The sequence below is a fragment of the Streptomyces sp. NRRL F-5126 genome, from assembly GCF_000721265.1.
Taxonomy (GTDB): domain Bacteria; phylum Actinomycetota; class Actinomycetes; order Streptomycetales; family Streptomycetaceae; genus Streptomyces.
This window is the reverse complement of record NZ_JOFZ01000007.1, coordinates 266880-281620: the sequence shown is the minus strand read 5'-3', so window position 1 is coordinate 281620 and position 14741 is coordinate 266880. Positions and strand designations below refer to the sequence as shown.

General features: G+C 72.3%; 11 protein-coding genes. 3 read left to right on the top strand and 8 right to left on the bottom strand.

Going from position 1 to position 14741, the window contains the following annotated elements:
* Nucleotides 1-41: 41 nt before the first annotated feature.
* Nucleotides 42-821 (top strand): peptidoglycan-binding domain-containing protein, encoded by a 780-nt coding sequence (locus IH48_RS34425; protein ID WP_051839964.1) that lies wholly within the window; start codon nt 42-44, stop codon nt 819-821.
* A 16-nt stretch (nt 822-837) separates the two neighbouring features.
* On the opposite strand, the gene IH48_RS0117535 is transcribed toward IH48_RS34425, so the two are convergent.
* The 6 genes from IH48_RS0117535 to hemC all read right to left on the bottom strand — a co-directional run bounded on the left by IH48_RS0117535 (nt 838) and on the right by hemC (nt 8697).
* On the bottom strand, nt 838-2373 hold the full coding sequence (locus IH48_RS0117535; RefSeq protein WP_030904766.1) for an alkaline phosphatase D family protein: 1536 nt from the start codon (nt 2371-2373) through the stop codon (nt 838-840).
* Nucleotides 2374-2765: 392 nt separating this feature from the next.
* Nucleotides 2766-4073: an MFS transporter gene (locus IH48_RS0117530; protein WP_199809961.1), complete on the bottom strand. Its 1308-nt coding sequence runs from the start codon at nt 4071-4073 to the stop codon at nt 2766-2768.
* A 144-nt stretch (nt 4074-4217) separates the two neighbouring features.
* Nucleotides 4218-5093, bottom strand: coding sequence for a helix-turn-helix domain-containing protein (locus IH48_RS0117525; protein ID WP_030904758.1), 876 nt, complete (start codon nt 5091-5093; stop codon nt 4218-4220).
* A gap of 106 nt (nt 5094-5199) precedes the next feature.
* Nucleotides 5200-6168, bottom strand: coding sequence for an aldo/keto reductase (locus IH48_RS0117520; protein WP_030904756.1), 969 nt, complete (start codon nt 6166-6168; stop codon nt 5200-5202).
* 104 nt (nt 6169-6272) lie between these two features.
* On the bottom strand, nt 6273-7658 hold the full coding sequence (locus IH48_RS0117515) for a glycosyltransferase 87 family protein (RefSeq protein ID WP_051839962.1): 1386 nt from the start codon (nt 7656-7658) through the stop codon (nt 6273-6275).
* Nucleotides 7659-7755: 97 nt separating this feature from the next.
* Nucleotides 7756-8697: a hydroxymethylbilane synthase gene (gene hemC / locus IH48_RS0117510; protein ID WP_199809960.1), complete on the bottom strand. Its 942-nt coding sequence runs from the start codon at nt 8695-8697 to the stop codon at nt 7756-7758.
* Nucleotides 8698-8854: 157 nt separating this feature from the next.
* On the opposite strand from hemC, the gene IH48_RS0117505 reads away from it, so the two are divergent.
* Both IH48_RS0117505 and IH48_RS0117500 read left to right on the top strand, forming a co-directional pair.
* The gene (locus IH48_RS0117505) at nt 8855-9583 is read left to right on the top strand and encodes a class I SAM-dependent methyltransferase (RefSeq protein ID WP_030904749.1); all 729 of its coding nucleotides are present in this window, start codon (nt 8855-8857) and stop codon (nt 9581-9583) included.
* 359 nt (nt 9584-9942) lie between these two features.
* Nucleotides 9943-10557 carry a hypothetical protein gene (locus IH48_RS0117500; protein WP_030904747.1) on the top strand — a complete coding sequence of 205 codons (615 nt, stop codon included), beginning with the start codon at nt 9943-9945 and terminating at the stop codon, nt 10555-10557.
* A gap of 258 nt (nt 10558-10815) precedes the next feature.
* On the opposite strand, the gene IH48_RS0117495 is transcribed toward IH48_RS0117500, so the two are convergent.
* Both IH48_RS0117495 and IH48_RS0117490 read right to left on the bottom strand, forming a co-directional pair.
* Nucleotides 10816-12771 carry a S53 family peptidase gene (locus IH48_RS0117495; RefSeq protein WP_037842308.1) on the bottom strand — a complete coding sequence of 652 codons (1956 nt, stop codon included), beginning with the start codon at nt 12769-12771 and terminating at the stop codon, nt 10816-10818.
* 427 nt (nt 12772-13198) lie between these two features.
* On the bottom strand, nt 13199-14659 hold the full coding sequence (locus IH48_RS0117490) for a GH1 family beta-glucosidase (protein ID WP_030904745.1): 1461 nt from the start codon (nt 14657-14659) through the stop codon (nt 13199-13201).
* Nucleotides 14660-14741: the final 82 nt, after the last annotated feature.

The window sequence follows — 14741 nt, the reverse complement described above, 5'->3', positions numbered from 1 at the left end:
GATGACGTCCCGGACGGCCCGATGACGTCCCGGACGGCCCGGTGGCGGCACCGGACGGCCCGGAGGCCACGACGCTCGTCGCCGGCAGCGCTCCGCTGTCGGGGTACGTGATCGACACCGGCGGACCTGGCGGCCCTGGCAGCGATCAGGCGGGCCAGGACGGGGCGGAGGCGGACGGGCGGCGCGGACGGCGGGGCCCGCTGCTCGCGGTAGCCGCCGGTGCGGTCGTCGCGGCACTGGCGGTGGCGGCCGGCACGGGTGCCTTCGGCGGGGGCGAGGACTCCCGCCCGGCGGCCGGAGCGTCGTCCTCGGCGGCCGGCGCCGCCCTGCCGGGTGGCCGGGGAGGTGGCGTGGCATCGGGCGCGGCCACCGATCCTGCCGCCCCGGGCACCTCGGGCCCGCCGCCGTCGGCCCCCGGAGGCGGACGCGATGGTGTGGCGAGTACGCCACCGGGCAGCGGCCCGTCCGCCTCGCCGCCGGGCCCGATGGCCGTAGCCGGTCCTGGGGCCGGGGCGCCTCCCCCGGCGGCCGAACGCGGGACCACGCCGGCGGCGGGCGGCTCGCCCGCGACGTCGGCGAGCGCGCCGGCCGGGCCGCCGGTGCTGCGGAAAGGCGACACGGGGCCCGAGGTGGTCGAGTTGCAAAAGCGCCTCGGCCAGTTGCTCCTCGCCTATCTGGGCGCGCCGGACGGCACGTACGACACGGGGGTCGAAAACGCCGTGGCGCGCTACCAGCGGGGGCACGGCATCACGAGCGATCCCTCGGGCGTGTACGGGGCCGCGACCCGCAAGGACCTGGAATCACGCACCCACGCGCCCTGAGGGCGGGCGCGACGGGTCAGACGGTGTGGACGCCGGGCTTGCCCTCGTCGACGCGGAGACTCGAGAGTGTGGTGGCGGCCGACACCGGCTTGCGCACGGTGCCGACGACCCGCACCTTGGCGTCGATGCCGTCGCGGTCGATGTCGAACAGGTGGTAGCCGCGGTGGCAGTCGATCAGCTTCCAGTGGGGGTTGTCCGGGCGCAGCGGGTCCCACTGCGCGTTGAACGCGTCAACGCTCTGGTCGCCGTTGGAGCTGATCGACGTGCCGACGAACTCGGCGCCGACGACGGCGGACTTGGGGTCGGAGAAGTCCTTCTTCAGGTCGCTGATCATGGTCAGGTGGCGGTCGCCGCTGAGGACGACGGGGTTGCGGATGTTCTGGAAGCGGGCCATGAGGTCGTTGCGCTCGACCTGGTAGCCGTCCCACGCGTCGTAGAACCAGTTCTTGCCGGGCCCGGCCACGTTGTCGGTCTCCGCCATCATGATCTGCGAGGCGATCAGGTTCCACCGGGCCGGCGACCGTTCGAGGCCGTTGATCAGCCACCGCTTCTGCGTGGCGCCGAGCATCGTGAGCCTGGGGTCCTTGGCGGCGGCGTCGGAGGTGACCTGGTTGCTGCGGAACTGCCGGGTGTCGAGCACGTTGAGCCTGGCCAGGTCCCCGAAGTCGAAGCGGCGGTACATCTGGATGTGCGGACCGTTCGGGATGGCGGTCGCCCGTACGGGCATGTACTCGTAGTAGGCCTGGAAGGCCGCGGTCAGCCGGTTCACGAAGGCGTCGTGCGGCTGCTTGTCCGGGTCCTGCGGCACCTCGCCCGCCCAGTCGTTGTCGACCTCGTGGTCGTCGAAGGTGACGATCCACGGGACGGCGGCGTGCACGGCGTTGAGGTCGGGGTCGGTACGGTACTGGGCGTACCGGTTGCGGTACTGGTCGAGGGTGACCGGTTCCCCGCTGCCCTCGTGGACGCGTACGGACGAGGTGCTCGGCGCGGACTCGTAGATGTAGTCGCCGACGAACAGCACGAAGTCCGGCTCCTGGCTGCGCATGTCGGCGTAGGAGTTGAAGTAGCCGTGCTGCCAGTTCTGGCAGGAGGCCAGCGCGACACGCAGCTTGGACGGGGCGGCGTCCATGGTGCGGGTCCTGCCGACGGTCGACACGTGGCCGCCCGTGCGGAAGCGGTACCAGTACTCGCGTCCGGGCCGCAGTCCGCGCACGTCGACGTGGACGCTGTGCCCGAACCGGGGCTGGGCGTAGGCGGTACCCTGCCTGACGACGCGGCGGAAGCGCTGGTCCTCCGCGACCTGCCAGCTGACGGCGACGGCACGGTCCGGCATGCCGCCGCCGTGCAGCGGGTCGGTCGCGAGCCTGGTCCAGATGACGACGGCGGTCGTGAGCGGGTCACCGGACGCGATGCCCAGTGTGAACGGGTCGGCTGCCGGGGCGCGTCCGGGCGCGGCGGCGGCGGACGTGGCGGCGGTCAGCTGTCCCGCGACGAGGGCTCCGGATGCGGCGGCACCGGCGGTGATCAGCCGGCGGCGGGTGATTTCGGGCATGGCGTGGTCCCTTCTGGTGGCGGCTGGGCCGCAGGCAGGATGACGGGCTGACAGGCTCGGGAGCCCGAAATTCAGCGGGCAGGGCCATGACATCGGCATGTCGGGCGACCCGGCAACGGGTCATATCAGGCGGATGCGGGCACACCTTGGCAGGGAGCATGGGGCACCATCACAGGGCACGCGCGCCGGGCGCGGGCAGCGGCCGTGGAGCCGGCCGGGTGACGTGCCGTCAGGTGACATGTCCTGTGCCTACCATGCGTCGGGCCGCCGGGCGCGGAACGCGACCCGACGAACCGTCAACATACCCGCCAGAACCTCGTCACCCCCGGCTCCGGCCGCGCGGGGCGCGCCGTCGCCGTCGCCGGCGGCGGCGCCCACCCGGCCGGGCCGCCTCACGTCTCCTCGACGCGGTCCTCCCGCTCCTGCTCCCCCGTCGGCCGCGCTCCGGGGGCAGGCGGCCGGGGCGGCGCCGGTAGGCGGTGCGCGGGGGACGCGGCGGCGACGGTGCCCCGGCGGCGCGTGCCGGTGGTGGCGAACTCCGAGTAGCGCGGCACCCAGCGCAGCAGGGCGCCCGCCGCGACGATGCCCATGGCGCCCATGGCGACGATCCCGGCGGCGAGGCTGCCGAGCGATGCGGCGGCGGACACGACCAGCGGGCCGCCCGCGCTGCCGGAGTCCGCGCACAGCCGCCACACGCCGAGGAACTGGGTCCGTGTCCCCGGCGGTGCCACGTCGGCCCCCAGTGTCATGAGGATCCCGCTGCCGATGCCGTTGCCGAACCCCATGAGCATCGCCACGACGGTGAGCGACACCAGCCCGTGGGTCAGCGGCAGCGCGGCCTGCGTCAGGCCGAGCACCAGCATGGACGGGATCGCGATCCACAGCCGCCCGTGCCGGTCCATGACCCGTCCCGAGGGATAGAACGTGAGCATGTCGACGAGGCCGGCGATGCCGAAGACGACACTCGTCGTGGACGCGCTCTGCCCCAAGTGCTCCGCCCACAGCGGCAGCACCGTCTGCCGCGTGGCGCGCACGGAGCCGACGAGCAGGATGGCCATGCCGAGCGTCAGGAACACCGTGCGGTGGTCGCGCACCACCGCACGCACGGGCACGGGGTTCCTCGCGCCCTTCGCGTGGCCGGAGGACGGGTCGGAGACGTCGGGCACGCACAGCAGGACGCAGGCGGTCACCGCCGTGAAGGCGAGCGCCAGCCAGAAGATGTCGTGCACGGGCCGGTCGCGGAGCACGGCGGCGCCGATGAAGGGCCCGACGAAAGCGCCGACCCTCGACATCCCGCCGAGCGTGGACATGGCTCTGGCGCGCAGACCGAGGGGGATGACCTCGGTGAGGTAGGCCTGCCGCGCCAGGACGAACACGGCGTTGGTCGCGCCGGTCGCGGTCACCGCGAGCGCCAGCTCCCACACGGTCCTCGCGAAGGCGCAGCCGCACAGGGTGAGCGCCGCCACGCCCGCCGCCACCAGCATCGCCCTGCGGTCGCCCAGCCGGGCGGCGAGCGCGCCGGCCGGCACGTCGCCGATGATCTGGCCGACGCCGAGCAGCGCGAGGACGAGCCCGGCCGCGCCGACGGACGCGCCGAGCGCTCTGCCGCTGAGGGCGAGGACGGGCGCGACCGCCCCCATGCCCGTCTCGAAGGTGAGCGCGGGCAGGAAGACCGCGGGTACCAGGCTGAGCAGGGTCACGGGGCGGGAGGACACCGTACGCGGCCTCGATTCGTCGGTGCGGGGCCGGGGCGGCCCACGGGGCAGGCTGAACCCCACCAGACAACCAGACGGACGGTCCGCTGCGGCAGGCCGTCCCGACGGGCGGACGATCCGGCCCTCGGCTCAGGCGTAGTCCTCGCGCAGGGTGTGCAGCAGGGCGCGGGTCTCGCGGACGGACGCGGCGCGCGCCGAGAGGCCGTCGAGCACCTCCAGGTAGGCCGAGCTGTCGGGGCGGCGGTCGAGGTAGACCGCGCCGGTCAGGTTCTCCGTGTAGACGATGTCGGGGAGTTCGACGACGTCGAACCTGAAGAGGTGGAAGGGGCCGAACGCGCCGAGGTGGGGGCCTATCGCGAACGGCAGGATCTGCAGAGTCACGTTGGGCAGCGTGGTCGCCTCGATGAGCCGGTCCACCTGGGCGGCCATCACCGCGGACCCGCCGGCCGGACGGCGCAGGACGGCCTCCTCCATCAGGATCCAGAGCATCGGGGCGTCCGCCTTGGTCAGCAGCTGCTGGCGCTTGACGCGCAGCGCGACCCGGCGGTCGAGTGCCTCGGGGTCCTTGGGCGCGCCCGCCCCGAGGACGGCGCGCGCGTACTCCTCGGTCTGCAGCAGGCCGGGGACGTAGTGGGGTTCGTACGTCCTGATCAGGCTGGCCTCGTCCTCAAGGCTGACGTACGCGCTGAACCAGCCGGGGACCGCGTCGCGGTAGCGGTGCCACCAGCCCGGCTTGTTGGCCGCCTTGACGAGTTCGACGAACTGGCCGGCCTCCGCGTCCGCCACGCCGTACATCTGCAACAGGACACGCACGTACGGCAGTTTGAAGCTGACCTCGGAGTTCTCCATCCGGCGGATGGTCAGCGGTGTCACGTCGAGCGCCTCGGCCGCGCTCTCCCGCGTGACGCCGGCCCGCTCGCGCAGTGCCAGGAGCCGCTTGCCGATCACCATGCGCAGGACCGTGGGCGCGCTGCCCGCGGAACCCCCCGCCCGTACCTCGCTCATGGCACGATCACCGCCTGACGCCCTTTCACCCGGCCGAGTCTGTCAGCTGCCGCGGCGATCAGCCAGGGACGTGCGGCAGATCGTCTCCTGAAGTCGGCGGGAGCCGTCAGTGGCCCGCGACCCCGTGCGGCCGGTAGGGCTCCTGGAGCAGGGCCATCTCGTCCTGGCTCAGCGCGAGGTCGAGGGAGGCGACCGCGTCGGCCAGCTGAGCCGCCTTGGTGACGCCGACGATCGGGGACGTCACGACGGACTGGTGGGACAGCCAGGCCAGCGCCACCTGCGCCTGGTTCACGCCGTGCTTGCCCGCCACGTCGGCGACGCGTTCCACCACGGTGCGGTCCTCGGGGTGGTACAGCGTCTTGCCGAACTCGTCGGTGTCGGAGCGTGCCGTACGCGCGTCCCACGGCCTCGTGAGCCTGCCGCGGGCGAGCGGGCTCCACGGCACCACACCGATGCCCTGGTCGGCGCAGAAGGGGAGCATGTCGCGCTCCTCCTCGCGGTAGATCAGGTTGTAGTGGTTCTGCATCGACACGAAGCGCGTCCAGCCGTGCAGGTCGGCGGTGTACAGGGCCTTCGCGAACTGCCAGGTGTACATGGAGGACGCGCCGATGTAGCGGGCCTTGCCCGCCTTCACCACGTCGTGCAGCGCTTCGAGGGTCTCCTCGATGGGGGTGGCGGGGTCCCAGCGGTGGATCTGGTAGAGGTCGACGTAGTCCGTGCCGAGGCGGCGCAGGCTGTTGTCGATCTCCGTGAGGATGGCCTTGCGTGACAGGCCCGCGCCGTTGGGTCCCGGCCGCATGCGGTTGAAGACCTTGGTGGCGATGACGACGTCGTCACGGCGGGCGAAGTCCTTGAGCGCCCGGCCGGTGATCTCCTCGCTCGAACCGGCCGAGTACACGTTCGCGGTGTCGAACGTGGTGATGCCTGCGTCGAGCGCCTGCTTGATGATCTCTCGGCTCGCCTCCTCGCCGAGGCTCCAGGAGTGCGTGCCGCGCTCGGGCGCGCCGAAGCTCATGCAGCCCAGCGTGATGGCTGAGACCTCAAGACCGGTGTTGCCCAGTCGTGTGTAGCGCACGGGCCGCTCCTCTCCTCGGCGGCCGCCGTCGCGGCGGCCGTCGGCCGGCAGTCGTCCGGCGGGTGCCGGTGGCTCCCCGGACGCTGTTGATCACTTCTTCAACCCTAACGAGATGCCTCGCCGGCGGACAAGGAGCCCTCGGTGAGGCCGCGGGCGCCGGGCGCCCGCGCCGTGCCAGCGGCCGGCGCGGGGTCCGCCAGAGGCAGCGCGGCCAGCAGCCCGAGCGTGATCCAGACGTACGTGTTGCCGCCGACGAAAGCGACGGCCCCGGTGGTGCCGGCCGCGCCCCAGAGCCAGATGATGTAGCTGGACAGCAGCACGTGGAGTGCCCCGCACACCACCAGGGCCCGGCGGCTGCCGCGGCGCAGGCCTGCGTCGGCGAGGACGGCGAGGGCGGGTACCGCCCAGACCAGGTGGTGGACCCAGGTGACCGGGGAGACCAGGCAGGCGGCGAGGCCCGTCAGCGCGAAGCCCGCCCGGTCGTCGCCTGCGGCCGCGGCGATGCGGGAACGGCGCAGCCACACGGCGAGCACGGCCGCCACGCACAGCAGCCACGCGGCGTGGCCGGTGAAGCCGGGACCGAGTCGTGCCAGGACCCCCTGCACGGACTGGTTCGAGATGAAGGCGAGCCGCCCCACCCTGCCGGTGTCGAAGAGGGCGCCGGTCCAGTACGTGCGCGAGGCGCCCGGGTCGACGGCCGCGGCGACGAGTGTGGCGGCGGCCGCTGTGGCGGCGGCGAGCGCGGCCTGCCGGCGGCGTCCTGTGACGAGCAGGTAGCCGATGAAGAGGGCGGGTGTCAGTTTGACGGCGGCGGCGAGGCCGGTCCCGATCCCCGCGTACCTGCCGCGCCCGGTGGCCAGCAGTCGCGCGTCGGCGAACACGAGGGCGACGAGCACCAGGTTGACCTGGCCGAAGCTGAACGTGTCACTGACGGGTTCGAGGACCGTGAAGAGGCACCCGATGACGCTCCAGGCGAGCCAGGGCCGCCCGGCCACGCGGCGGACGGCGTCGCCGAGCAGCCAGTACAGCAGCAGGCAGGAGGCGAGTACGGACAGGGCGCACGCGACCGCCACGACGACCGGCCAGGACACCAGCGCCATGGGAGCCATCGCGAGGGCGGCGAACGGCGGATAGGTGAATCCGTAGTGCGAGCCGGGCCGCACGTAGTCGTAGATGTGCCCGCCGTGGTGGATCCACTGGTCGACGGTTCCGTAGTAGACGCCGGCGTCGAAGAAGTGCCTGAAGACGGGTACGAGTGTGACGAAGGCGGTGGTGGCCGTGATCAGCACGGCGGCGGTGGACGCACGGCGCCCCGGCGTGGCGAGCAGTGCGGCGCGGGCGGCGGACACCCGGCCGGCCGGTGCCCGCCCGGTGTTCGCGCATGACGGACCTGCGACGCGTGCGCTCTCGTTCACGGTACGGCCCTCGCGTGGGACGGACGCCGTCACGGGTGCCGTGACGGGGACGAGCAGGAACGTCCACCAGGCCATGAGGTGCCACCGCGGATCGCGAGCGCCAACTCTAGACCACGCGGCGGGAATCCGCCCGGCGTGAGACAGGCGTGCGCGCGAGGACGGCGCGCGTACGTCAGTGCGCGATACCGTCGATCAGCTCGCGGGCCCCCTGGCGCAGCAGGCTGACGGCGACGGAGGTGCCGAGTGTCGCGGGGTCGAGCGGGCCGGCCCACTCGTGGGCGTTGAGCACGGTCTTGCCGTCGGGCGAGAACACGCAGGCGCGCAGCGAGAGGTCGCCGCCCCTGTGCGCCTTGGCGAAGCCCGCGATGGGCGAATTGCAGTGCCCCTGCAGGACATGCAGGAACATGCGCTCCGCCATGGTCTCGCGGTGGGTGTCGGGGTCGCCGAGGTCGCTGATGGCGTCGATCACGGCGGTGTCGCCCTCGCGGCACTGGAGTGCCAGCACACCGGCGCCGATCGGCGGGCACATGGCGTCCGTGGTGAGGACCTCCGTGATGACGTCCTCGCGGCCGATGCGGGCGAGCCCGGCGGCGGCCAGCAGCAGGGCGTCGCACTCGCCGGCGGCGAGCTTGTCCAGGCGGCGGTTGGCGTTGCCGCGCAGCGGGACGCACTCCAGGTGCGGGTGGGAAGCGGCCAGCTGCGCGACCCTGCGTACGGAGGACGTGCCGATCCTGGCACCCTCCGGCAGCTCGTCGAGCGTCAGCCCACCGGGGTGGATGAGAGCGTCGCGCACGTCGTCGCGCCTGAGGAAGGCCGCGAAGGTGGTTCCGGCGGGCAGCGGACGGTCCGCCGGGATGTCCTTCACGCAGTGCACGGCCAGGTCGGCCTCCCCGGCGAGCAGCGCCGCGTCGACCTCCTTCGTGAACGCGCCCTTGCCCTCGACCTTGGCGAGGTCGCCGAGCCACTTGTCACCCGTGGTCTTCACCGGGACGACCTCGGTGGCGATGCCGGGGTGCAGGGCTGCCAGCTCGGCGCGTACACGCTCGACCTGGGCCAGGGCCATCGGCGAGTCACGGGAGACGATGCGGACGATCTCAGGGGCGGACATGTACACCAACGATAGCCGCCGGCCGGCGGTCACCGGTAACGGGGCCACCCGTACGGCGCCGGTCGGTCGCGGTGGCCGGTGCGGTCCGGCGGGGCCCGCCTTTCCCGCGGGGTGTGGTGGGAGCGTGCGGCGCACGCCCCCGGTCTCGCCTACGCTGGGTGTGATGTTCTCCGCACGCGGGCCCTCCCTCACCGAACTGGCCGTGCAGGCCCTGTCATCCGTGGAACACGGGTACGACCTGCTGGCCCCGAAGTTCGACGCGACACCGTTTCGTACACCGGAGCCCTTCCTGGACGCGGTGGTGTCGGCGGTGCGGCCGCTCGGGCCGTTCGCCACCGGGCTCGACGTCTGTTGCGGCACCGGCGCGGGTGTGGGCGCCCTGCGCGAGGTGTGCGAGGAGCGTGTGACCGGCGTCGACTTCAGCGCGGGGATGCTGGCGCGTGCCGCCGCGGCCTTCGCGGACGTCCCGGGCGGACCCTCCGTCCAGTGGGTGCGCGGGGACGCGCGTGCGCTGCCGTTCGACGGTGCGTTCGATCTCGCGGTGAGCTTCGGGGCGTTCGGCCACTTCCTCCCCGGCGAGCGGTCCGCCGTGTTCGCGGGGGTACGCCGCGCGTTGCGTCCCGGAGGCCTGTTCGTCTTTCCGCTCCCGGCCCCACCACGTGTGGGTTCACTCCCCTACTGGGCACTGTGGGGTTTCGACGCGGCGATGCGCGTACGCAACGCCGTGTGGCGGCCCCGGTTCGTCATGTACTACCGGACGTTCCGGCTGTCCGACGTGGTCGACGAGTTGGCGGACGCGGGGTTCACGGTGGAGCTGCTGCCCGTCGAGGCGCTCGGCAGGCGGGCGGACGGCGGGGCCCGCTGCGTGACGATGGTGGCGCGCAGGGCATGACCCACCGGGCCCGTTCAGGTGTGCGGGCGCCGGCGAGCACCGGCGTCAACTGCCGTGCGTGGTGCGCGCTTTCCGTCACACCCGGGTGGCCTGCGCCGCCGCGGCGCCGGTCACGGCCGGCCGCACCGCCCGACGCCCCTCGGGGACGGGCGCGTTCGAGCACGTCAGAAAGGGTGTGTACGGTGGGCGTCGTCGCGCGCACCGTGTGCAGGAACCGGTGCCGACTCCGAGTCGTTGTGCATGCGTGTGACGCCGAACGATCACTTGCCGCCCGCGAGGGCCCCGGCAGAGCTTAGGCTCTGTCGGCACAGGCCACCGAGGGAACACGGCCGGTGGCTCCTGACGGAAAGGGACACCAAATGACATCCGCACCCGCCTCGCCGAACAGTGTCGAGGCGACAACCACGCTCCTCAAGGCTGAACTTCCGCGCCTGGAGGCACACCAGCAGTCGCTGGAGAAGGAGCTCGCCGCGGTCACCGAGCGCCTTGAGTCGGTGCGTTCGGCGCTTTCGGCGCTGACGGCGCTCTCCGGTGTGCCGCACGTGCTGGAGGGGGCGGAGCAGACCGGGGCTCCGGCCGCCGCCGACGCCGACGCCGAGCCGGCGGCCGGCAAGGCCGCCGCACCCGTTGCCTCGGTGCCCGCCCCGCGCCGCTCCGGCGCGAAGAAGGCGGCCAAGAAGCGGGGTTCCGCGAAGAAGGCCGCCCCCGAGCGCTCCTCGAAGCCGGCGACCGCGAAGAAGGCGGCCGCGAAGAAGGGCGACGAGAGCGAGTCGCCGAGCGGCCTCACCCGCCAGGTGCTCGACATCCTCGCCGACGCGAAGGGCGGCACGGTCAGGGCGCGTGACGTGGCGAAGGTCCTCGGCCGCGACGGCAGCCCCGGCGAGATCAACGCCGTGCGCAGCACGCTCGACCGCCTGGTCGCGACGTCCCGTGCCGACCGCGCGGGCCGGGGCCTGTACCGCGAGCGCGCCTGAACCGGCGGGCGGACCCTTTCCCGGGACCGCCCGGCCACTGGGGGTGGCGGACCGCCGGGCCCCGCCCGGCCGTCCCGCCCCGCCCTCGTGTGTCCCGTCGTCCCGCACATCGCGGCCGGGTCAGGCGTGCACACCCCGGTCGGCACTTCACCTCGCCCACGGCAACACAGCGGCCCCCGCGGGCACAGGGCAGGTGGCCTGCTCCGTGCCGCACGAGGGCCGTACCGGCGTGCGACGGTGCCGTGGTGGCGCCGCGGGTCAGCGCGTCTTGTAGGACGTCACGTAGTTCGACCCCGGGCTGCCCACACCGGTCACGTCGTCGTAGCCCACGGTGGCGGACAGCGAGCTGTCATGGCCGAGGGTGCGGATCGTCGTCCTGGTCGGCGAGGAGGGGTCCTGCGTGTCGGTGTAGTCGTTGCGCACGACCGCGATGTCCTGGCCGGCACCCAGCGGGTGGTCCGTGACGTCGTGGTACGCCGACGTGCCGTAGCGCTGGTAGATCCCCGGGTTGGCGAAGCCGATCGGCACACCGTGCCGCGCCTGCTGCGCCAGCGCCTGGATCCCGGCGATGACCGGGGAGGCGAGCGAGGTGCCGCCGAGACGGTACTCGCTGTACCGGTCCTTGCCGTTCTTCTGCTCCTGCGTCATACCGATGAGGAAGCCGGTGTTGGGGTCGGCGACCGCGGAGATGTCCGGCAGGGTGCGCATCGGCGAGGTGCCGTTCGCCTTCGACAGCGAGCCCGGCACGACACCCTTCTGGTAGAAGGGCTGCGGCACGGTGGTGCTGGTGCCGCCGCCGGCGCCCGAGGTGAACGGGCCGGGGAATCCGGTCCAGTTCTTGCCGTTCTTCGACAGGGATGCCTGGAGGGTGCCCCAGCCGGTCTCCCACTTGTACTTGTTCCCCTTGCCGACCGCGAGCGAGGTGCCGCCGACTGCGGTGACCCACGACGAGTTGGCCGGGGTGTCGACCTGCTTGGTGCCGGTCGCCGCCTGGAAGTCGCCGTCGTCACCGGTGGAGAAGTAGAAGCCGATGCCCTCGACGGCGCCCATCTGGAACACCTGGTCGTAGGCGGCCTGCGACGCCGGAGTCTGGTTGGCCTCGACGTCCCCCCACGAGTTGGAGACGATGTCGGCCAGGTGGCTGTCGACGACCTTGCTGAGGGCGTCGAGCAGGTCGTCGTCCTGGCAGGAGGCCCCACCGACGTAGGTGATGTTCGCGTCGGGCGCGACCGCGTGAACCGACTCGACGTCGAGGGACTCCTCGCCGTACCAGCCCGCGGGGTCGGGGCAACCCGAGGAGTCGACGTTGAAGTCGTCCGGGAGGACCTGGGAGAACTGGCCCTTCTTGTAGCGCTTGCCGCCGTTGCGCTTGGCGTACTGCGCGGCATCCTTCGCGATCGTCGGCGAGGCGAAGGCGTCCGTGATGGCCACCGTCACGCCCTTGCCGGTGAAGTTCTTCGCGCCGTACGCGGCCCGGAGCTGCTTGCCGGTGTAGCCCTTGATCGTGTAGGGGGCCTTCGAACCGTAGGCGTTCGGCAGGCGCTTGTTGGTCCTCGAACCGTAGTACGTCGAGAACGGCCCCGCGTTGTGGAAGGCCGGGTCGGGCGGCGGCAGCGTGTCGGCGTGGTGCGACACCCTCGGCGCGTTGTCGAGGCCGGTGACGGTCAGCACCGCACCGCGCAGCGACGCGGGCACGGACGCCGTCGCGTCGGGCGCGTGGTAGGTCTTGCCGCCCTTGGCGTAGTTGTGGAGCCGCGTGGAGAACGCCTTCTCCACCGCCTTGGCGTCACCGGAGACTGAGATGTAGTGGCTCGTGGTGCCGGTGACCTTGAGGCCGGTGGACTCGAGCCACTTGGTGACATCGGATATCTGCTGCTTCGTCGCCCCGAAGCGCACCTTGGCCTGCTTCGCGGTGAGGTACTTGCCGTACTGGGCGGAGGAGGGGTCGGAGACCCCCTTTGCGTATGCGGCGAGGCCCGCGGCGTCCCGTCCCGCCAGGTACACGCGGGCGGACACCTCCTTGGACGACGCCGTGGTGCCCTTGTCGGCCTTCGCGGTGGCCCACATCGGCTTCGTCCCGTGCAGCATGGAGCGTCCGGCCGGGCCGGTGTCGGCTCCGGCGGCCTGAACGCCGAGTGCGAGAGCGCCGGTGACCATGGACAGTGTCGCTGCCACGGCCATGCCGGTGCGCAGGCGCGGTCGGCTGGATCTCATAGAACCCCCTGCAGTGCGAGTGAACGCGTGTGGCGTGCTGTGACTACTGGCCACACGCAGACCCTCACTCTGCGATCAAGTGTTCCTGTGGGGAACACGAGTTGCCCAAAGGAATACCAAAGGAACCGCATGTTCAAGTCAAGCCGCAGGTCAGGCGCGTGTAGGTGGCATGAATTCAGATGCCCTTGACGCAGGCCCACTTGGGAGACGAAGACGGTGACATCACGACATTGCGCGGCACACGGCAGAAGCCGGACAAGACGGCAGAGGTGGGGGCGAGAGCCGCGGCGGACGCCAAATGCCGGACAGGCGGCGAAAATCGGGGGCGGACCCGAGTCGACCCCACCCCTGCGTACATCGGCCGGCCGCCGCGCACGCCGGGCGGCGCGGGCGGCGGCCGGCCGATGCGTGGCCGCTCAGGTCGCCGCTACTGCGGGATGCCGTCCTGGATGGGCAGTGTGCCCGTCCGTGCGACCTGCGCGTACCAGCGGGCACTGGCCTTGGGGATGCGCGCTTGCGTCTCGTAGTCCACGTACACGGCGCCGAAGCGCTTGCTGTACCCGTACCCCCACTCGAAGTTGTCGAGCAGCGACCAGAGGAAGTAGCCGCGTACGTCCACGCCCGACGCGATGGCGCGGTGCACCTCGGAGAGGTGCCCGTGCAGGTAGGAGATGCGCTCGGGGTCGTCCACCCGGCCGTCGCCGCCCACCACGTCGTCGAACGCGGCGCCGTTCTCGGTGATGACGATCGGCAGGCCGGGGTGTTCGCGTGCGACGCGCTGCAGCAGGTCGTACAGGCCGGTGGGATCGATCCCCCAGCCCATGGCCGTCTTGCGGCCTGCCGCCTGATGGAACGCGACGCCTTCACCTGCGGGCCAGGGGCTGTGCTCGCTGACCCCGTGCCCGTCGGAGTTGTGCGCGCCGCCGCCCTCGTCGTGCGCGACCAGCGTCGGCGAGTAGTAGTTCACGCCGAGGAAGTCGAGGGGCTGCTGGATGATGTCCGTGTCGCCCTCTCGCACGAAGGACCAGTCGGTCAGGTGGGCGGTGTCGGCCCGCACGTCCTCCGGGTAGATCCCCGCCAGCATGGGGCCGGTGAAGATGCGGTTGGCGGTGCCGTCGATGCGGCGGGCCGCGTCCAGGTCCTGCGGGGACCGTGTCACCGGGCGGACCTGGTGGAGGTTGAGCGTCACGGACACCTGGGAGCCGGCCGGGAGGCGGTCGCGCAGTTGCCGCACGGCGAGCCCGTGCGCCAGGTTCAGGTGGTGGGCGGCGCGCAGCGCGTCGGCGTGGTCGGTCCTGCCGGGGGCGTGCACACCTGACCCGTAGCCCAGGAAGGCGCTGCACCAGGGCTCGTTGAGCGTCGTCCAGGTGCGGACACGGTCGCCGAGTGCGTCCGCGACGATGCCCGCGTACTCGGCGAAGCGGTACGCCGTCTCGCGCGCCGGCCAGCCGCCGGCCTCCTCGAGTTCCTGCGGGAGGTCCCAGTGGTAGAGCGTGGCGACGGGCTGGATGCCCTTCTCCAGGAGTCCGTCGACGAGCCTGCTGTAGAAGTCGACGCCCTTCGCGTTCGCGGGACCGCTGCCGGTGGGCTGGATCCTCGGCCAGGCGACGGAGAAGCGGTACGCGCCGACGCCGAGGTCCCCGAGTATGCCGAGGTCCTCGGCCCAGCGGTGGTAGTGGTCGTCAGCCACGTCGCCTGTGTCGCCGCCGAGCACCCTGCCCGGGGTGTGCGCGTAGACGTCCCAGATGGACGGCGTGCGGCCGTCCTCCCGCACGGCGCCCTCGATCTGGTACGAGGCGGTGGCCGTGCCCCAGAGGAATTCCGGCGGGAACGTGATCGACCGGGCGGGGTCGGGGGCCTGGTCTGTGATGGGTGCTGACGTGGCCACGGGGTGGGGGTCCTTCCAGGAGGTTCTGCGTACGGGTCTCCGGCGGCAGCCGGTTCTGAGAGCGCTCTCAGAAGTCTCCCAC